The organism is Thioclava pacifica DSM 10166, assembly GCF_000714535.1.
GTDB classification, from domain to species: Bacteria; Pseudomonadota; Alphaproteobacteria; order Rhodobacterales; family Rhodobacteraceae; genus Thioclava; species Thioclava pacifica.
Window position 1 is genome coordinate 407,539 of the sequence record NZ_AUND01000012.1, and the last position, 16,938, is coordinate 424,476.

At 62.4% G+C, this 16,938-nt stretch carries 17 protein-coding genes and 1 tRNA gene; 12 read left to right on the forward strand and 6 right to left on the reverse strand.

From position 1 onward, the window contains the following. The 5 genes from TP2_RS07800 to TP2_RS07820 all read right to left on the reverse strand — a co-directional run bounded on the left by TP2_RS07800 (position 1) and on the right by TP2_RS07820 (position 5,039). Positions 1–1,143: a murein hydrolase activator EnvC family protein gene (locus tag TP2_RS07800; RefSeq protein WP_038075615.1), complete on the reverse strand. Its 1,143-nt coding sequence runs from the start codon at positions 1,141–1,143 to the stop codon at positions 1–3. After that, a complete protein-coding gene (gene gpmI / locus TP2_RS07805; protein ID WP_038076202.1) occupies positions 1,140–2,663 on the reverse strand; it encodes a 2,3-bisphosphoglycerate-independent phosphoglycerate mutase in 1,524 nt (507 codons plus the stop codon). The genes TP2_RS07800 and gpmI overlap by 4 nt, the downstream gene beginning before the upstream one ends. 59 nt (positions 2,664–2,722) lie before the next feature. After that, a complete protein-coding gene (gene rlmH / locus TP2_RS07810) occupies positions 2,723–3,190 on the reverse strand; it encodes a 23S rRNA (pseudouridine(1915)-N(3))-methyltransferase RlmH (protein WP_038075616.1) in 468 nt (155 codons plus the stop codon). 10 nt (positions 3,191–3,200) lie between these two features. Next, positions 3,201–3,557 carry a ribosome silencing factor gene (rsfS, locus tag TP2_RS07815; protein WP_038076204.1) on the reverse strand — a complete coding sequence of 119 codons (357 nt, stop codon included), beginning with the start codon at positions 3,555–3,557 and terminating at the stop codon, positions 3,201–3,203. Positions 3,558–3,695: 138 nt separating this feature from the next. Further along, positions 3,696–5,039, reverse strand: a complete 1,344-nt coding sequence (locus TP2_RS07820) for a mechanosensitive ion channel family protein (protein WP_038075626.1) — start codon at positions 5,037–5,039, stop codon at positions 3,696–3,698. Positions 5,040–5,285: 246 nt separating this feature from the next. Between TP2_RS07820 and leuC the strand changes: the two genes are divergently transcribed. The 5 genes from leuC (at position 5,286) to TP2_RS07845 (ending at position 10,092) form a co-directional block, all read left to right on the forward strand. Beyond that, a complete protein-coding gene (gene leuC, locus TP2_RS07825; RefSeq protein WP_038075628.1) occupies positions 5,286–6,710 on the forward strand; it encodes a 3-isopropylmalate dehydratase large subunit in 1,425 nt (474 codons plus the stop codon). A 12-nt stretch (positions 6,711–6,722) separates the two neighbouring features. Next, positions 6,723–7,328 (forward strand): 3-isopropylmalate dehydratase small subunit, encoded by a 606-nt coding sequence (gene leuD, locus TP2_RS07830; RefSeq protein ID WP_038075630.1) that lies wholly within the window; start codon positions 6,723–6,725, stop codon positions 7,326–7,328. Between the two features lie 117 nt (positions 7,329–7,445). After that, positions 7,446–7,958 carry an HdeD family acid-resistance protein gene (locus TP2_RS07835; RefSeq protein WP_051692322.1) on the forward strand — a complete coding sequence of 171 codons (513 nt, stop codon included), beginning with the start codon at positions 7,446–7,448 and terminating at the stop codon, positions 7,956–7,958. 269 nt (positions 7,959–8,227) lie between these two features. After that, complete coding sequence (locus TP2_RS07840; protein ID WP_038075633.1) at positions 8,228–9,055, forward strand: hypothetical protein; 828 nt, start codon at positions 8,228–8,230, stop codon at positions 9,053–9,055. Between the two features lie 68 nt (positions 9,056–9,123). Beyond that, entirely contained in the window at positions 9,124–10,092 is a 969-nt protein-coding gene (locus tag TP2_RS07845) for an endonuclease/exonuclease/phosphatase family protein (protein ID WP_240473725.1), read from the forward strand. Here TP2_RS07845 and TP2_RS07850 read toward each other — a convergent pair. Then, complete coding sequence (locus tag TP2_RS07850) at positions 10,056–10,976, reverse strand: NAD-dependent epimerase/dehydratase family protein (RefSeq protein WP_051692324.1); 921 nt, start codon at positions 10,974–10,976, stop codon at positions 10,056–10,058. The two genes, TP2_RS07845 and TP2_RS07850, sit on opposite strands and share 37 nt — an antisense overlap. A gap of 215 nt (positions 10,977–11,191) precedes the next feature. On the opposite strand from TP2_RS07850, the gene leuB reads away from it, so the two are divergent. The 7 genes from leuB to rfbA all read left to right on the forward strand — a co-directional run bounded on the left by leuB (position 11,192) and on the right by rfbA (position 16,938). Further along, positions 11,192–12,295, forward strand: coding sequence for a 3-isopropylmalate dehydrogenase (gene leuB / locus TP2_RS07855; protein ID WP_038075635.1), 1,104 nt, complete (start codon positions 11,192–11,194; stop codon positions 12,293–12,295). Between the two features lie 115 nt (positions 12,296–12,410). Continuing rightward, on the forward strand, positions 12,411–13,394 hold the full coding sequence (locus TP2_RS07860; RefSeq protein ID WP_038075637.1) for a DMT family transporter: 984 nt from the start codon (positions 12,411–12,413) through the stop codon (positions 13,392–13,394). Positions 13,395–13,446: 52 nt separating this feature from the next. Beyond that, positions 13,447–13,523 (forward strand) — tRNA-Pro (locus tag TP2_RS07865). Positions 13,524–13,623: 100 nt separating this feature from the next. Next, entirely contained in the window at positions 13,624–14,196 is a 573-nt protein-coding gene (gene rfbC / locus TP2_RS07870; RefSeq protein ID WP_038075640.1) for a dTDP-4-dehydrorhamnose 3,5-epimerase, read from the forward strand. After that, complete coding sequence (rfbB, locus tag TP2_RS07875) at positions 14,193–15,230, forward strand: dTDP-glucose 4,6-dehydratase (RefSeq protein WP_038075642.1); 1,038 nt, start codon at positions 14,193–14,195, stop codon at positions 15,228–15,230. The genes rfbC and rfbB overlap by 4 nt, the downstream gene beginning before the upstream one ends. Beyond that, positions 15,227–16,072, forward strand: coding sequence for a dTDP-4-dehydrorhamnose reductase (gene rfbD / locus TP2_RS07880; RefSeq protein ID WP_038075645.1), 846 nt, complete (start codon positions 15,227–15,229; stop codon positions 16,070–16,072). The genes rfbB and rfbD overlap by 4 nt, the downstream gene beginning before the upstream one ends. Further along, positions 16,069–16,938, forward strand: a complete 870-nt coding sequence (gene rfbA, locus TP2_RS07885; RefSeq protein ID WP_038075646.1) for a glucose-1-phosphate thymidylyltransferase RfbA — start codon at positions 16,069–16,071, stop codon at positions 16,936–16,938. The genes rfbD and rfbA overlap by 4 nt, the downstream gene beginning before the upstream one ends.

Consider the following 16,938-nt stretch of genomic DNA (forward strand, 5'->3'; position numbering starts at 1 on the left):
TCAACCCTTGTCGTCTTTCGTCTGGGTGAACCACGGTGTCGGGTCCACGGGCTTGCCGCCCTCTCTCAGCTCCAAATAAAGCGTCTCGCTGCGATCTGCACCAGCGCCATCTGACGCGGCCTTGACGAATTCCTGGCCGAATTCCTTCGCTCCCGGCTGGATTCCGCCCATCAGGCCGATCGGCGTTCCCTTCTGCAAGACGTCTCCCACCTCACCATAGACGGTCCCGAGCCCCGCAAGAACCAGAAGATAGCCCTCGGCCGGTTCCAGCACCATCACATTTCCGTAGTCCAGCAAGGGGCCGCGATAGCGGATCGTGGCGGGCCACGGTGTGATGACGAGTGCTGCCGGCTCCGTTGCGATCACGAAACCGGGACGCTTGATCCCGGCCGCATCGGTTTCATTGAAACCGCGCAGGACCGACCCGATCACCGGCAATTTCAGGCTACCTTTCGCGGCCCCGAAATCTTCCATCGGCGGGCCAATATCATTCTCGAGCCCGCTCAGGCCGCTCGCGAACCCCTCCAGAGTATCGGCGCTTTGCACGAGCTTCGTCAGTTCCTCGGGCTCCTCGAGATAGCGGCGCGGGAGTTTGTCGCGTTCCGAAATCGCCTCCGATAGGGCGGTGCGCGCCTTGGTCACCGAAATCATCCCGTCTTCGAGGACCGCCCGCGCCCCCTCTTGCAGCTTGCGCAAGGTCGCGATCTCGTCGAGCTGCTTGCTCAGCGCCTCGGCCTCTTCCTGAAGTGCGGGCGCGACTGAGGACAGCACCATACCCGAGCGTGCCGACCCCTCGGGGCCGGAGGGATGGAGTAGCAGAAGTGGCCCGTCCGATTGCTGCATCGTCGACATCACCGCGAGCAGGCCGCCCAGTTCGTTGCGCTTCGCATCGAAGCCCTGCTTGATCTCGCGTTCGCGGATCGCCGCGCGGCGCAGACCATCGCGCAGCGCACCAAGGCCGATCTCGTAGGCCTGAATGGTCTGGGTCAGCGCAGCGATCCGATCCGCCTTTGTTTGCGCATCGTCGAGTGCGGTGATCGCATTGCGCAGATCGGCCGAAGCCTTGATGGCCGTATCGGCCGCGCTTTGAGCCCAAAGCGGCGCGGCCGAGATCAGAAGAGCTGCAAGCGCTAGGCGGATCACGATACGATCAGGCTCTTTCCGGTCATTTCTTCGGGCTGGGGCAGTTGCATCAGCTCCAGCAGAGTCGGGGCGAGATCGGCAAGACGACCTTCGCGCAGCTTCGCCCCTTCCGGCCCGCCGATCATCGCGACCGGCACGAGGTTGGTGGTATGCGCGGTATGCGGCCCGCCTGTCACCGGGTCGATCATGGTTTCGCAATTGCCGTGATCGGCAGTGATGATCATCGCGCCCCCGGCCTTTTCCAGCGCCTCTACGACACGGCCGATATCGCGGTCGATCTCTTCCACCGCAGCGATCGCGGCTTCGAGCGAGCCGGTATGGCCAACCATGTCGGGGTTGGCGTAGTTCACGATGATCAGGTCATAGCCCTTCTCGATCGCCTCGACGAATTTGTCGGTCACCTCGGGCGCGCTCATCTCGGGCTGCAGGTCATAGGTCGCCACTTTCGGCGATTTCGGCATGTAGCGATCCTCGCCATCCCAAGGCTCTTCCTTGCCGCCGTTGAGGAAGAAGGTCACATGCGGATATTTCTCGGTCTCGGCGAGGTGGAACTGCGTAAGCCCCTGTTTCGACACCCATTCACCCAGCGTATTGACGAGTTCGCGCTTCGGATAGGCGGTGGTCATATAGGCGTTGTGCTTGTCGGAATATTCGACCATCCCCAGCAGCGCCGCCCAATCCGGGCGGGTGCCCGTGTCGAATTCCGAGAAACCCGGCTCACCTATGGCACGCAGGATCTCGCGTGCACGGTCGGCGCGGAAGTTGAGGCAGAAGAAGCCGTCCCCATCCTTGGCACCTTCGTAATCGCCGATCACGGTGGGCTTGATGAACTCGTCCATCTCCTTGCGCGCATAGCTTTCCTCGACTGCGGCAACAGGTGTCTCGGCACTCGACCCCTTGCCGTTGATCATCGCGTCATAGGCAAGGCCCACCCGCTCCCAGCGGTTGTCGCGGTCCATCGCGTAGTAGCGGCCATCGACCGTCGCGACGGTGCAGCCTTCAGGCAGCCGATCACAAAGATCGCCGACAAACCGTTTGGCACTGTCGGGCGCCACGTCGCGCCCGTCGGTGATCGCATGGATCAGCACCGGCACGCCCGCCTCCGAGACCATCTTCGCGGCGGCCAGCGTGTGCTCGATATGGCCATGCACCCCGCCATCCGAGATCACGCCCATCAGATGCGCCCGCCCGCCGGATTGCTTCAGCGTGTCGATGAAGGCCAGGATCGCTTCGTTCTTGAAGAAAGACCCATCTTCGATCGCGAGGTCGATCTGGCCGAGATCCATCGCCACCACCCGGCCCGCACCGATATTGGTGTGGCCGACCTCGGAATTGCCCATCTGACCGCTCGGCAGCCCGACATCGGGGCCGAACGTGATGAGCGTCGACTTGTTCGGGTTGTTCCAGATGATCCGGTCGAGGTTCGGGCTATTGGCCAGCAAGGGCGCGTTGCCCTCGCGTTCCTTTCGCTCACCAAAGCCATCGAGAATGCACAGGACGACGGGTTTCGGGCGGGTCATGGCGGCCTCCGTGATGTGTTGCCCCCTCTTACGCCTCGCGGGGCTTCGCGGCAACCGGATCAGACCCGGTGATAGGGTGTGCCGGCGATGATCTGACCGGCGCGGTAGATCTGTTCGCTCAGCATGACGCGCGCCAGCATATGCGGCCAGACCATCTTACCAAACGAGATCGAGAATTCGGCGCGCTCGCGTAAGGACGGGTCGATCCCGTCCGCGCCACCGATGACGAAGCAAACATCGCGCGCGCCGTCGCGCCAGCCTTCCAGCTTTTTCGCAAAGTCCGGCGAGGAGATCAGGCTGCCGCGCTCATCCAGCGTGACGATGACAGCGCCGTCGGGGATTGCGCGCGCCAGCAATTCCGCCTCCGCGCCCTGCCCCAGTCCCTTTTTGTCCTCGACCTCTACGACGGAAGCCGGGCCGAGCCCGAAGGCTCGCCCGGATTTCTCGAAACGTTTGAGGTAGTCGTCGATCAACTCACGCTCGGGGCCCTTGCGCAAGCGGCCCACTGCGCAGATCGTGATCTTCATATCATCAAGCTCAGACGGGAGCGCCCGCGGGCATCCACATCTTCTCGAGCTGGTAGAACTCGCGCACTTCGGGGCGGAAGACGTGAACGATCACGTCGGAGCTGTCGATCAGCACCCAGTCACCCTGGTCTTTCCCCTCGACCTTGCAGATGCGGCCGAACTCTTCCTTGAGCCGCTCGGTCAGCTTTTCAGCGATCGCGCCAACCTGACGCGAACTGCGACCCGAACAGATCACCATGTAATCACCGATCGAGGACCGGCCACGCAGGTCGATCGTCACGATGTCTTCGGCTTTGTCATCTTCGAGGGAAGAAAGAACGCGAGCGAGGATCTCTTCGCTCGTAGCTTCGGCGTTCACGGCCTTCATGCTCATGGCCGCCGCCTTTGTGCCGGCATCACTCGGCACGAGAGAAAGATGAGACAGGACATGGTCCTCCAGAGGTTGCGCGCCGAAAGGGCCCCGGCGCAGGCCATATTTTTAAGGTAGCATCGCCTCTGCGCGATTTCAATTTTCCTGCGGCGGATTTTCGCGGTCAGGCTGAACGGCAAGTTGCGAGCCCTCCAGCACGCGCACTTCGCGTTGCGGGAAGGGAATTGTTATGCCGTTCTCGTGGAAAGCGTCCCAAAGTGCAAGATAGACCGCGCCGCGCACATTTGTGAGGCCTTCGACCGGATCGGTGATCCAGAAACGGAGGATATAATCGACCGAGCTGTCGCCAAAACCCGTTATATGACAGACGGTTGGCCGGTCCTTCAGCACGCGGCCCACCGATTGCGCGGCTTCGACGGCAAGCTTGCGCACCCGATGCGGATCGTCGTGATAGGACGTGCCGAAATGCAGGTCGATCCGCACGAACTCATTGGAGTGGGACCAGTTGACCACCTGCCCGGTGATCAGATCCTCGTTCGGGATCAGGTACTCCTTGCCGTCGCGCGTGACCACCGAGACATAGCGCGCGCCCAGAGAATTGATCCAGCCGAAGGTTTCACCAAGGCTGATCACGTCGCCCGGCTTGATTGACTTGTCCATCAGGATGATCACGCCGGAGACGAGATTCGACACCACTTTCTGCAAGCCGAAGCCGAGGCCCACGCCAATCGCGCCCGACAGAACGGCAAGCCCGGTCAGATCGAATCCCACGGCCTTGATGCCGATGAAAAGCGCCGCGCCGTAAAGCAGGACCTGCATGACCTTGATGACCAGCTCGCTCATCGAGGGGCTGATATCCTCGTTGGTGCGGATGCGCGCGGAGGTCTGGCCCGAGACGATCCGGGCGATCGACAGCAGGATCGTCGTCAGTACCATCGCCTTCAGAAGTGCATAGGCGGTGATGCGGAAGCCGCCGAATTCGACCGCTGCGCCATCGAGGATCTTCACGGTCTCGTCCCAGAGTCCGAGGTAGTAAAGCGTGACCCAGATCCACGCGCCCCAGCGCACGATGGCGCGCAGGAAGCCGTTGCGGATCAGGCGCGCAACAAGTCCGACGATCAGCCAGGCGGTGACGAGCGTTGCGGCGAGGACCACCAGAAAGCGCCATGAATAGAAACCCTTGACCGCATCGAGAGTGATCACGGATCCCCAGGCGAAAATGATGAACAGGATCCCGCGAAGGCGCTGGCGGAACAGGATGAGGGTGCGCAACTGGCGCGACGACAGCTCACGCTGACGGCCCCATTCGTCGACTTTCGGCGCCAGCCAGATCCGACCCAGATGGGCCAGCGCGAAGCAGCCAGCGATGATCGCGAACTGCCACAGCCGCGAAGGGAGCACCATCGAGCGGAAGAAAATCTCTACCTGGCTCCAGATTGAGGCCAGCGTGTTGAGCATGTCGGTGTTCGCGAAATCCATAGGGTCACGTTAGCTTGCTTTGTCACGCGCGCCAAACGCAGACTCTTCGATTGCCAGATCGCAGGATTCGCCGTATTTAGCGCGCCATGACATTCGTTTTCGACATGGATGACCGCGCCCGTCTTCGCGAGCGCTTCTACGGCGAGAGCCGCTCGGTGCTGGCCCGACTTTGACGGCGCGCCGCCCCTGGGCGTTCGCGCCCGCATTCCCATGTCCAAAACCAGCTATCCAAGGAAAGTGAGAGCCATGTCCGCTCCGAAGACCCTCTATGACAAGATCTGGGACGCGCATGTCGTGTCCGAAGACGAAGACGGCACCTGCCTGCTCTATATCGACCGTCACCTGGTCCACGAAGTGACCTCGCCGCAGGCGTTCGAAGGCCTGCGCATGGCCGGTCGCAAGGTTCACGCACCCGAAAAGACCATCGCCGTTCCGGACCATAACGTGCCGACCACGACCGACCGCGCCTCGGGCGTGATCGAGAACGAGGAAAGCCGCATTCAGGTCGAGGCGCTCGACAAGAACGCCAAGGAATTCGGCGTTAACTATTATCCGGTGAACGACATCCGTCAGGGTATCGTGCATATCGTCGGCCCCGAACAGGGCTGGACCCTGCCGGGCATGACCGTCGTGTGCGGCGATAGCCACACCGCGACCCATGGCGCTTTCGGCGCGCTCGCCCACGGGATCGGCACCTCGGAAGTCGAGCACGTTCTGGCAACCCAGACGCTGATCCAGAAGAAATCGAAGAATATGAAGGTCGAGATCACCGGCCATCTGCGCCCGGGCGTGACCGCCAAGGACATCACCCTCTCGGTGATCGGCGCGACCGGCACCGGTGGCGGCACCGGCCACGTCATCGAATATTGCGGCGAAGCGATCCGTGATCTGTCGATGGAAGGCCGCATGACGGTCTGCAACATGGCAATCGAGGGTGGCGCGCGTGCTGGCCTGATCGCGCCGGACGAGAAAACCTTCGAATACGTGAAGGGCCGGGCCCATGCGCCGAAGGGCGCCCAGTGGGAAGCCGCGCTGAACTGGTGGAAGACCCTTTACACCGACGAAGGCGCGCATTTTGACAAGGTCGTGACGATCAAGGGCGAGGATATCGAGCCCGTCGTGACCTGGGGCACGTCGCCCGAGGACGTTCTGCCGATCTCGGGCGTTGTTCCCGCGCCGGAAGATTTCACTGGTGGTAAGGTCGAGGCGGCACGCCGATCGCTCGATTACATGGGTCTCGAGCCGGGCACCAAGCTGACCGACATCAAGATCGATGTGGTGTTCATCGGGTCCTGCACCAACGGCCGGATCGAAGATCTGCGCGCCGCAGCCGAAGTGCTCAAGGGTCGCAAGATGGCTCCGGGCGTGCGCGGCATGGTCGTGCCGGGCTCGGGCCTCGTGCGCGCGCAGGCCGAGGAAGAGGGTCTGGACAAGATATTCACCGATGCCGGCTTCGAATGGCGCATGGCGGGCTGCTCGATGTGTCTCGCAATGAACCCCGATCAGCTGGCCGAGGGCGAGCGCTGCGCCTCGACATCGAACCGCAACTTCGAGGGCCGTCAGGGCTACAAGGGCCGCACGCATCTGATGAGCCCCGCGATGGCTGCCGCCGCTGCCGTCACCGGACATCTGACCGATGTGCGCGAGATGATGGAACTGGAAGACGCGTAAGGAGCGACGAGAATGGAAAAGTTCGAAAAAGTTACCGGGATCGCCGCCCCCATGCCGCTGGTCAATATCGACACCGATATGATCATCCCCAAGGGCTTCCTGAAGACGATCAAGCGCACCGGGCTCGGTGTGCATGCGTTCGACGAGATGCGTTATGATCGTCAGGGCAACGAGATCCCCGATTTCGTGCTCAACAAGCCGCAATACCGTGAAGCCTCGATCCTGATCGCGGGTGACAATTTCGGCTGCGGCTCCTCGCGTGAGCACGCGCCCTGGGCGCTGGCGGATTTCGGCATCAAGGTGATCGTCTCGACCTCCTTCGCCGACATCTTCTACAACAACAGCTTCAAGAACGGCATGCTGCCGATCGTGCTGCCGCAGGAGCAGGTCGATCTGCTGATGAAGGATGCCGAGAAGGGCTCGAACGCCCGGATGACGGTGGATCTCGAAAATCAGGAGATCACGACCTCGGAAGGCGAGACGATCAAGTTTGACGTCGATCCCTTCAAGAAGCACTGCCTGCTCGAAGGTCTCGACGATATCGGCCTGACGCTCGAGAAGGCCGCCGCGATCGACGCGTTCGAGGCGCAAGCCGCACAAGCGCGCCCCTGGGTCTGACCGCGCTTCACATTTGAGCGAAGGCCGCCTGTCGGGCGGCCTTTTGCTTTGAAGACAGGGAACCCGCGCCCATGCTGCGGGTTTGTCATTTGACATATAAGGTGCAGGAGAATTGCGATGAAACCCTCCACGCTCTTTCTGGCAACCGGTGGCGCGATGATCCTGTTTGGGCTGCTGGCGCTCGCCAATCCCTTCGCCGCCTCGCTCGCGATCACGACGTTTCTCGGCGCGCTTTTCCTGATTGGCGGCGTCATTCAAGCGTGGCTCGCCTATAATGACCGCGATGGCGCGCATCGCCTCTGGCACGGGCTTGTGGCGTTTATCAATATCGTCGTGGGCGTCTGGCTAATGGCCAACCCGCTCTCGGGAACGGTTTCGCTTGCCGCAGTCGTTGGTGTGCTCTTTCTGATCATGGGGGCGCTGCGACTCGCGATCGGGATTCAACTTCCGGGGGGCCAACTTCGCTGGATGCTGCTGCTGACCGGGCTGGCCTCGATTCTGATCGGGGTGCTCGTTTTTTCTGACTTTCAGCATGCGGCGACGGCGCTTTTGGGGCTTTTGCTGGGAATCCAGCTGCTCGCCGATGGAATCGGTTTGGTGGTTCTTGGCCTCTCGTCGCGCAACCTGTGATTGAGTAGAGGTCAAAAAGCATCTAGCCACAATATTTTGTGGCATCGTCTAGAGTGCCACATTTTTGCGCCTTTTTTGATGCAAAGCCGCACCAGTTCTTCCCCCAAATCGGCAGAAACAAACTGTTAATCTTAGGGAAAGATTGCCAGGGGGCATGAAAATGGGCAAATTCATGGCAAGAATGAGGCAGACCGTCACAATTGGCGGCGATCACGAGAAAATGCGGTTCGGCAATGTATCGAACCCGGCCGTGATAGAGGGGTAGGGCAGTGTTTTCACGTCTGGCAGGGGCGCTTCTACGCGCAATTCTGGTCGCGGTGGTGATTTCCATCCCCGCGTTGATCCTTCCTGATACCAGCAGCGATACCGCACAGATCGTGGCGCTGATCGCGCTGTTCGCAGCGGCGCTGACCTTCTTCGAATACGCGTCGGTCTACCCCGGTCTTGTCGAATTCCGCGACGCGCCGCCTTTCAACCGCATCCGCTTCATCTCGCTTTTCGCGACGGTGTTGTTGCTGACGCTGGCGGAGCTGTCGCAATTCTATCCCTCCACCCTGACGCGCTTCATTGAGGTCATGGGCTCTACTGTGGCTTCCTCGATCGACGTGCCTTACAGCCCGGTGCGCCTGCTGCAACTTGCGCTCCCGGCTGATGCGGGGGCACAGCATATCGCAATGGTGCGCACGGCTGCGGGGATGGCGTATCTCATCTCGCTCATCACGCTGGGCTATTTTGTCGTGATCCTGCGCCTGATCGGCTGGCCGCAAGCACAGACCAAGTTCAACGTCTGGGTCAACCTGCCTACTTTCGACCCGACCGCTGGTGGGGATGTCGTCGAGCGCCTGCGCCGCGACGCCTGGTTCAACATTGCGTTGGGCTTCCTTCTGCCCTTCCTCATTCCCGCGGTGCTCAAGATTGTCTCGATCAATTTCGTTGTCGTGACCTTGGAAAGCCCGCACACGCTGATCTGGATGGTGACCGCATGGGCTTTCCTGCCTGCAAGCCTGTTCATGCGCGGCATCGCGCTGGGCCGGGTCGCGCACATGATCGAAGAAAAGCGCCGCCTTCAGGACGCAAACGAGTATTTGCCGGCCTGATCATCGCGCTGTCTCTCTCGGGACCTGCGGCCTCTGAAACCCTGCGCGTTGCCACTTGGGATGCCGGGTTGAGCCGCTCCGGGCCGGGTTTGCTGTTGCAAGACATCGGAAAAGACGATCCGCAAATCGCCGCCGTGCGCGGGATCATCGCAGCAATATCGCCCGATATCTTGCTGCTCACCGGGATCGACTGGGATTTCGACGGGCAGGCGCTGGGCGCGCTCAATTTAACGTTGGCCGAGCCTTACCCCTATTTCTATGCGCCTCGCCCCAATAACGGGATGGAAAGTGGCGCCGATCTCGATGGCAATGGGCTGCTTGGTGAGGCGCGTGATGCGCAGGGCTATGGCCGGTTTCCGGGGCAGGGCGGAATGGCGCTTCTGTCGCGCCGCCCGATCCTTGCCGATGAGGCGCGGGATTTCACGGGCCTGCTTTGGCGGGATCTGCCGGGGACGATGATCGGCAAGGCGGACATCTCGGAGGATGCGCAGGCGGTGCAACGGCTCAGTTCCAGCGCGCATTGGGACGTGCCGGTCGAGATCGGGGTGGGCGCGCAGCTGCACATTCTTGCGTTTGCCGCGACACCCCCGGTTTTTGACGGCCCCGAGGATCGCAATGGTTGGCGCAATCATGACGAGGCGGCATTCTGGCTGCGCTACCTCGATGGCGACCTGCCTGAGCCGCCACCGCCACAGCCCTTCGTTCTGATGGGTGATTTCAATCTCGATCCGGTCGATGGCGAGGGACAGCGCGCCGCGTTTCATGCCCTTCTTGCCAGCGGCCATTTGCAAGATCCCAAGCCTCGCAGCGCAGGCGCGGCGCTCGCTGTCGATGCAGACCACATGGGCGACGCCGCGCTTGATACGGCGGATTTCGATGGGCCGGGCAATCTGCGCGTCGAGTATGTCTTGCCCTCTAGCGATCTGACCGTCGCAGCGGCCGGGGTGGTCTGGCCTCCGCCGAATGCACCCCTGGCAGACGCCGCCGCGACGGCTTCGCGTCAGAAGCTCGTCTGGGTCGACATCGTCCTGCCCTGATCCGGCACGACCTTGAGGCCGCGAATGTAGAGATGCTCAAACACGATCCGCTCGAGCGTCTTCGGAGTCATATCGGGAAAGCGCGCAGAAAACTCGGAGCCGTCGATCGAGTGGCTCATATCGTAGAGGTAACGCATCTCGCGCAGTTCCCGAGCCAGCTCCCAAACCGGAGATGCTAATAGCAGGGCCATCCAGGGAAAGCGTTTGATTGCGATTTCGCGGCCCATCTGGCGCGACAGTTCCTCCGCCAGTTCCCGCGCCGAGAAAACCGTACCCGGAAATCCAAGATCAAGCAGCCCCGGTTCTGCGTCGCCCGTCTCGGCCAGCCGCACCGCGACACGTGTCAGATCATCGAGATCGGCATAGGTCCGGCGGGCTTCGGGTTTACCAAGCGACGTGATCCGACCTTTGCGCAGATCCTTAAGCATAAGCCGGTTGAGGATCGTATTCGCCGCTTCGGGGTGGATAAAATCGCCGCTACGCAGGATCACGACCGAATGCCCATCCTCTGCATGGGCGCGATACCGCTCCTCCATCTCGGCGCGAACGCGGCCTTTGCGGGTGCAGGGATGATGGGGCGTCTTTATTGACCAGGGTGAGGGCTCGCGCCCGTAGACATAGACATTGCCCGGCACCATGACCGAGGCGCCGCTGTCGCGTGCGGCCGCGAGAACCTGGCTCGTGATCTTCGGGATTTCCCCGGCCCAATCGTGATAGTTCGGCGGGTTCATCGCGTTCACGATCCAGCGCGCACCGCGCGCCGAAATCCCCATGTCGGTTCCGCGCCTGTAGCGATCGACATCCCAGCCGGCTGCCCGGAATGCCCGCGCCGCGGCGGTACCGAACACGCCGCCCATTCCCAGGATCAGCACCCTGCGAGTCATTTCCGGCCTCATTTCTTTTTCTGCTCTTGCGCGCAAGCATGCGCCGATCCGCGCGCGGGTGCCACTCGGTTCCTTCGCGATCCGCAAAACCTCGCCGAACCCTCGGCAAGCCATTGCCGATCGTCCAGACACGCTTTCGAGAGTGCTGCGGCTTGACCAAGGGGCGGGCAGGGGATAGGCCCATCCCGACCCTGTTTTCTTGGGAGATAAGCCTCATGTCCAACCCCTCCATCCTCATCCTGCCCGGCGACGGGATCGGCCCCGAAGTCATGGCCGAGGTTCGCAAGATCATCGACTGGTTCGGCGCCAAGCGCGATCTCGCCTTCGATGTCAGCGAAGACCTCGTAGGCGGGGCCGCCTATGACAAGCACGGCGTGCCGCTGGCCGACGAGACCATGGCCAAGGCGCAGGAAGTGGACGCGGTGCTGCTCGGTGCCGTGGGCGGGCCGAAATACGACGTGCTCGACTTCTCGGTGAAGCCCGAGCGCGGTCTGCTGCGTTTGCGCAAGGAGATGGACCTGTTCGCGAACCTGCGCCCCGCGCAGTGCTTCGATGCGCTGGCCGATTTCTCGTCGCTCAAGAAGGATGTTGTGGCCGGCCTCGACATCATGATCGTGCGCGAGCTGACCTCCGGTGTCTATTTCGGCGAGCCGCGCGGCATCTTCAACGAGGGCAACGAGCGTGTGGGCATCAACACCCAGCGCTACACCGAGTCCGAGATCGAGCGCGTCGCCCGCGCCGCCTTCGAGCTTGCGATGCGCCGCAATAAGAAGCTCTGCTCGATGGAGAAGGCCAACGTGATGGAATCGGGCATCCTCTGGCGTGAAGTCGTGACCCGCGTCGGTCAGGACTACCCCGAGGTCGAGCTGTCGCACATGTATGCCGACAACGGCGCGATGCAGCTGGTGCGCGCGCCCAAGCAGTTCGACGTCATCGTGACCGACAACCTCTTTGGCGACATCCTCTCGGATTGCGCGGCGATGCTGACCGGCTCGCTCGGGATGCTTCCTTCGGCCTCGCTCGGCGCGCCGATGGAGAACGGTCGCCCGAAAGCGATGTACGAGCCCGTGCACGGCTCGGCGCCCGATATCGCGGGTCAGGGCAAGGCCAACCCGATCGCCTGTATCCTCAGCTTCGCGATGGCGCTGCGCTACAGCTTCGATCAGGGCGACGAGGCGACCCGTCTGGAAACCGCGATCGAAAAGGTGCTGGCCGATGGCGTGCGCACCGCGGATCTGATGGGCCCCGAAGGCGGCGTGCCGGTCTCGACCTCCGAGATGGGCGACAAGATCGTTGCGGCGCTCGACGCATCGCTCTGATCCAGTCGGACACTCAAACGAAAGGCGCGGGCGAAAGCTCGCGCCTTTTTCCATTCCCGCCTTGCAACTCCGGCGCAACCGCTCAAAATGTGAGCGTTAACACCCGGAGCCTCCCATGCCCGAATTCGGCAAAAAGTCCAACGCGCGCGGCGCGGGTCTCGGCCTGCTGTCGATGGGTATCTATGCAACCCATGACGTGATCATCAAGCATCTCGGCCAGGCCTATTCGCCGGTGCAGATCGTGTTCTTTGCAGCGCTTCTGTCTTTTCCGCTCCTTTCGGTGATCCTGCTCAACGACAAGCGTGAAGGGAGCCTGCGTCCCATCCATCCCGGATGGGTGATCGCGCGGGTCGTAACCACTGTCATCACCGGTCTTTGCGCGTTCTACGCGTTTTCGACCCTGCCGCTGGCACAGGTCTACCCGCTGCTTTTCGCGCTGCCGCTTCTGGTGACCGTCTTCTCGATCCCCCTTTTGGGGGAGAAGGTGGGCATTCATCGCTGGGCGGCTGTGATCCTTGGCTTGATCGGCGTGGTAATCGTGGTGCGCCCAGGTCAATCCGATCTGGCGCTGGGCCATTTCGCCGCGATGACGGCGGCGGTGACGGGTGCATTGGCCTCGGTAATCGTGCGTCGTATCGGCTCGGAGGAACGCTCGGTCGTGCTGCTCCTCTCTCCGCTTCTGGGCAATGTCATCGCTATGGGGCTCTCGCTTCCCTTCATCTGGGTGCCATTGCAGCTGCCTGATCTTGGACTGATGGCGGTGATCGCGATCTTCGGGCTCACCGCATCTTTCCTGCAGATTCTGGCCTATCGGGCGGGCGAAGCCGCGATTGTCGCGCCGATGCAATATTCGCAGATCCTCTGGGCGATTTTCTACGGCTGGATCATTTTCGACGAGAGCGTCGACTCGACGACTCTGATCGGTGCGGGCGTGGTGATCGCATCGGGTCTCTACATCGTTTTCCGTGAGGCGACGGCGCAGACCTCGGAAAACCAGCCCGTGTTGCGCACCCGTGGCCGGAGCGAGACCGTGACCGCGCCTCGCTCGTCACTTCTGGGCCGCGTTTTGGGCCTTCGCGCACGCAATTCAAGAAGCTGAGCCAGACCCCCTTGCAAAAGCCTGCGCAAGCCGCTAATTCCCCGCCCACGGTCGGAGCGTAGCGCAGCCTGGTAGCGCACCTGCTTCGGGAGCAGGGGGTCGGAGGTTCGAATCCTCTCGCTCCGACCATTTCCCGAAATTCCCCAGATTTCGAGCCACGCTGCAAAGCGACTGGCTTTTGTGGCCCGGCTTTGGCACAAATTCCTCAAAGCAATAATGGGCAGGGCGAATGCAGGTTGAAACGACCCCATTGAGCGGCGTTCTGGTGATCACACCGCAGAGATTCGGCGATCACCGCGGGTTTTTCTCGGAGAGCTTTTCGGCGAAGCGGTTCGCCGAGGCCGGGATCGAGATTCCCTTTGTGCAGGACAACCATTCCCTTTCCGAGGCCGTGGGCACGGTGCGCGGGCTGCATTTTCAGGCGCCACCCCATGCGCAGGCGAAGCTCGTGCGCTGCGGTCGCGGGCGGCTTTGGGATGTCGCGGTCGATATCCGCAAGGGCAGCCCGACCTATGGCCAGTGGTTCGGCACCGAGTTGAGCTTCGAGAACGGCAAGCAGCTCCTGATCCCGGCGGGTTTTGCGCATGGGTTCGTCACGCTCGAGCCGGGCACCGAGATCGTCTACAAATGCTCGGATTACTACGCGCCCGAATGTGAAGGCGCGATCCGCTGGGACGATCCGGATTTGGCCATCGACTGGCCGCTTTCCGCAGGAATAGAGCCTGTTTTGTCCGGCAAGGATGCCGAGGCGCCTGCCTTCGCCGACCTCGACAGCCCCTTCACCTGGGAGGGCGTGGCATGAAGATTCTCGTCACCGGCGGCGCAGGCTTCATCGGCTCGGCCGTCGTGCGTCTGGCCATTTCGCGCGGGTATGAGGTCGTGAACCTCGACGCGCTGACCTATGCCGCCTGCCTCGAAAATGTCGCGCCCGTGGCCGACAGCCCGCTTTATGCCTTCGAGAAGGCCGACATTCGCGACGCGGACGCGCTTGCCGCGATCTTCGCCCGCCATAAGCCCGACGCGGTGATGCATCTGGCGGCGGAGAGCCATGTCGACCGCTCGATCGACGGCCCCGGCGCTTTCATCGAGACGAACGTGATGGGCACCTACAACCTGTTGCAGGCGGCCCGCGCCTATTGGGAGGCCGAGGGTCGCCCCGAGAGCTTCTGCTTCCACCACATCTCGACCGACGAGGTCTATGGCTCGCTCGGCCCCACGGGCCAGTTCACCGAAGAGACGCCCTACGCCCCGAACAGTCCCTATTCCGCCTCGAAAGCGGGCTCGGACCACCTCGTGCGCGCCTGGCATGAGACTTACGGCCTGCCGGTCGTGCTGACCAATTGCTCGAACAATTACGGCCCCTATCACTTCCCCGAAAAGCTGATTCCGGTCGTGATCCTCAACGCGCTCGCAGGCAAGCCGCTTCCGATCTATGGCGACGGCTCGAACGTGCGCGACTGGCTTTTTGTCGAAGATCACGCCGACGCGCTGCTTCTGGTGCTGGAGAAGGGCATTTTGGGCCGCAGCTATAATATCGGTGGCGAGAACGAGCGGTCGAATCTCGAGCTGGTCCAGACGATCTGCACCATTCTCGACACGCTGCGCCCGGGCGATGCACCCTATGCCGAGCAAATCACCTTCGTCACCGACCGCCCCGGCCACGACGCCCGCTACGCCATCGACCCGACCCGCATCCGCGAGGAGCTGGGCTGGCGGCCGAGTGTGACGGTCGAGGAAGGGCTCGAGCGTACCGTGTGCTGGTATCTCGAGAACGAGGACTGGTGGCGGCCGCTTCTGGAGCGCCACGGTGTCGGCGAGAGGCTGGGCAAAGCATGATCCTCGTCTTCGGACAGACCGGCCAAGTCGCGCAGGAACTACAGCGCCTTATGCCAGATGCGGCGTTTTTAGGCCGGAATAGGGTCGATTTGAGCGATCCCGACGCCGCCGCACAGGCGATCCGGGACGCCGAGCCTGAGGCGGTGATCAACGCCGCCGCCTACACCGCCGTGGACAAGGCCGAAGATGAAGAGGGGCTGGCGCAGATCGTCAATGGCGACGCCCCTGGCGCGATGGCAAATGCTTGCCACGACCTTGGCATCCCGCTTGTACAAATCTCCACTGACTATGTCTTCGACGGCTCCGGCGACGCGCCGTTCAAACCGACCGATCCGACCGGCCCGCTGGGTGCCTATGGCCGCACCAAGCTCGCCGGCGAACAGGCGATCCGCGCCGAAGGCGGCCCCTTCGCCATCCTGCGCACCAGCTGGGTCTTTTCGGCGCATGGCGGGAATTTCGTGAAGACGATGGTGCGCCTGTCGGAAAGCCGCGATCGCCTGAGCATCGTCGCCGACCAGATCGGCGGACCGACGCCCGCCCGCGCCATCGCCGAAGCCTGCCTGACGATGGCAGCGCAGTTGCAGCGCGCGCCCGAGAAGAGCGGCGTTTACCATTTCTCAGGGGGTCCCGATATAAGCTGGGCAGGCTTCGCGCGAGAGATCTTCTCGCAGGCCGGGCGCGACGTGGTGGTCGAGGATATCCCCTCCGCCGCCTATCCGACGCCCGCAAAACGGCCGCTCAACTCGCGGCTCGACTGCAGCGATCTGGCCGTCTTCGGCCCGAACAGACCCGATTGGAAAGCGGGATTGAAGGAAGTGTTAACCGAACTGGGGACGATATGACGCGCAAGGGGATCATTCTGGCGGGCGGCTCGGGCACGCGGCTTTATCCGATCACGATGGGCGTCTCGAAGCAGCTCCTGCCGGTCTATGACAAGCCGATGATCTACTACCCGCTGACGACGCTGATGCTGGCGGGCATTCGCGAGATCGCGGTCATCACGACGCCCCACGATCAGGAGCAGTTCATCCGCACGCTGGGCGATGGCAGCCAATGGGGGCTGAGCCTGACCTATATCACCCAGCCCTCGCCGGACGGTCTGGCGCAGGCCTATCTGCTGGCCGAGGATTTCCTTGCCGGCAGCCCCTCGGCGATGGTTCTGGGCGACAACATCTTCTTCGGCGCGGGGCTTCAGAACGTGCTAAAGGCCGCGGATGAGCAGACCGAGGGCGGCACTGTTTTCGGCTACCGGGTCCGAGATCCCGAACGCTACGGCGTAGTCGATTTCGACGGGGACGGCAAAGCCCGCGCGATCATTGAGAAACCCGAGGTGCCACCCTCGCAATTCGCGGTCACGGGGCTCTATTTCCTCGATGGCACCGCGCCGGAACGGGCAAAGACGATCGCCCCCTCGGCGCGTGGCGAGCTGGAGATCACGACGCTTCTCGAAACCTACCTCCATGAAGGCAAGCTCTCGGTCACCCAGATGGGCCGCGGCTTCGCCTGGCTCGACACGGGGACGCATGGCAGCCTGCTCGATGCAGGCAACTTCGTGCGCACCTTGGAGGAGCGGCAGGGTCTGCAAAGCGGCTCGCCCGATGAAATCGCCTTCGAGAAGGGCTGGATCAGCGCCGAGGCGCTGGCGACCCGAGCAAAGAAATTCGGCAAGAACAGCTATGGCGAGTATCTTCTGCGTTTGATCGAGTGA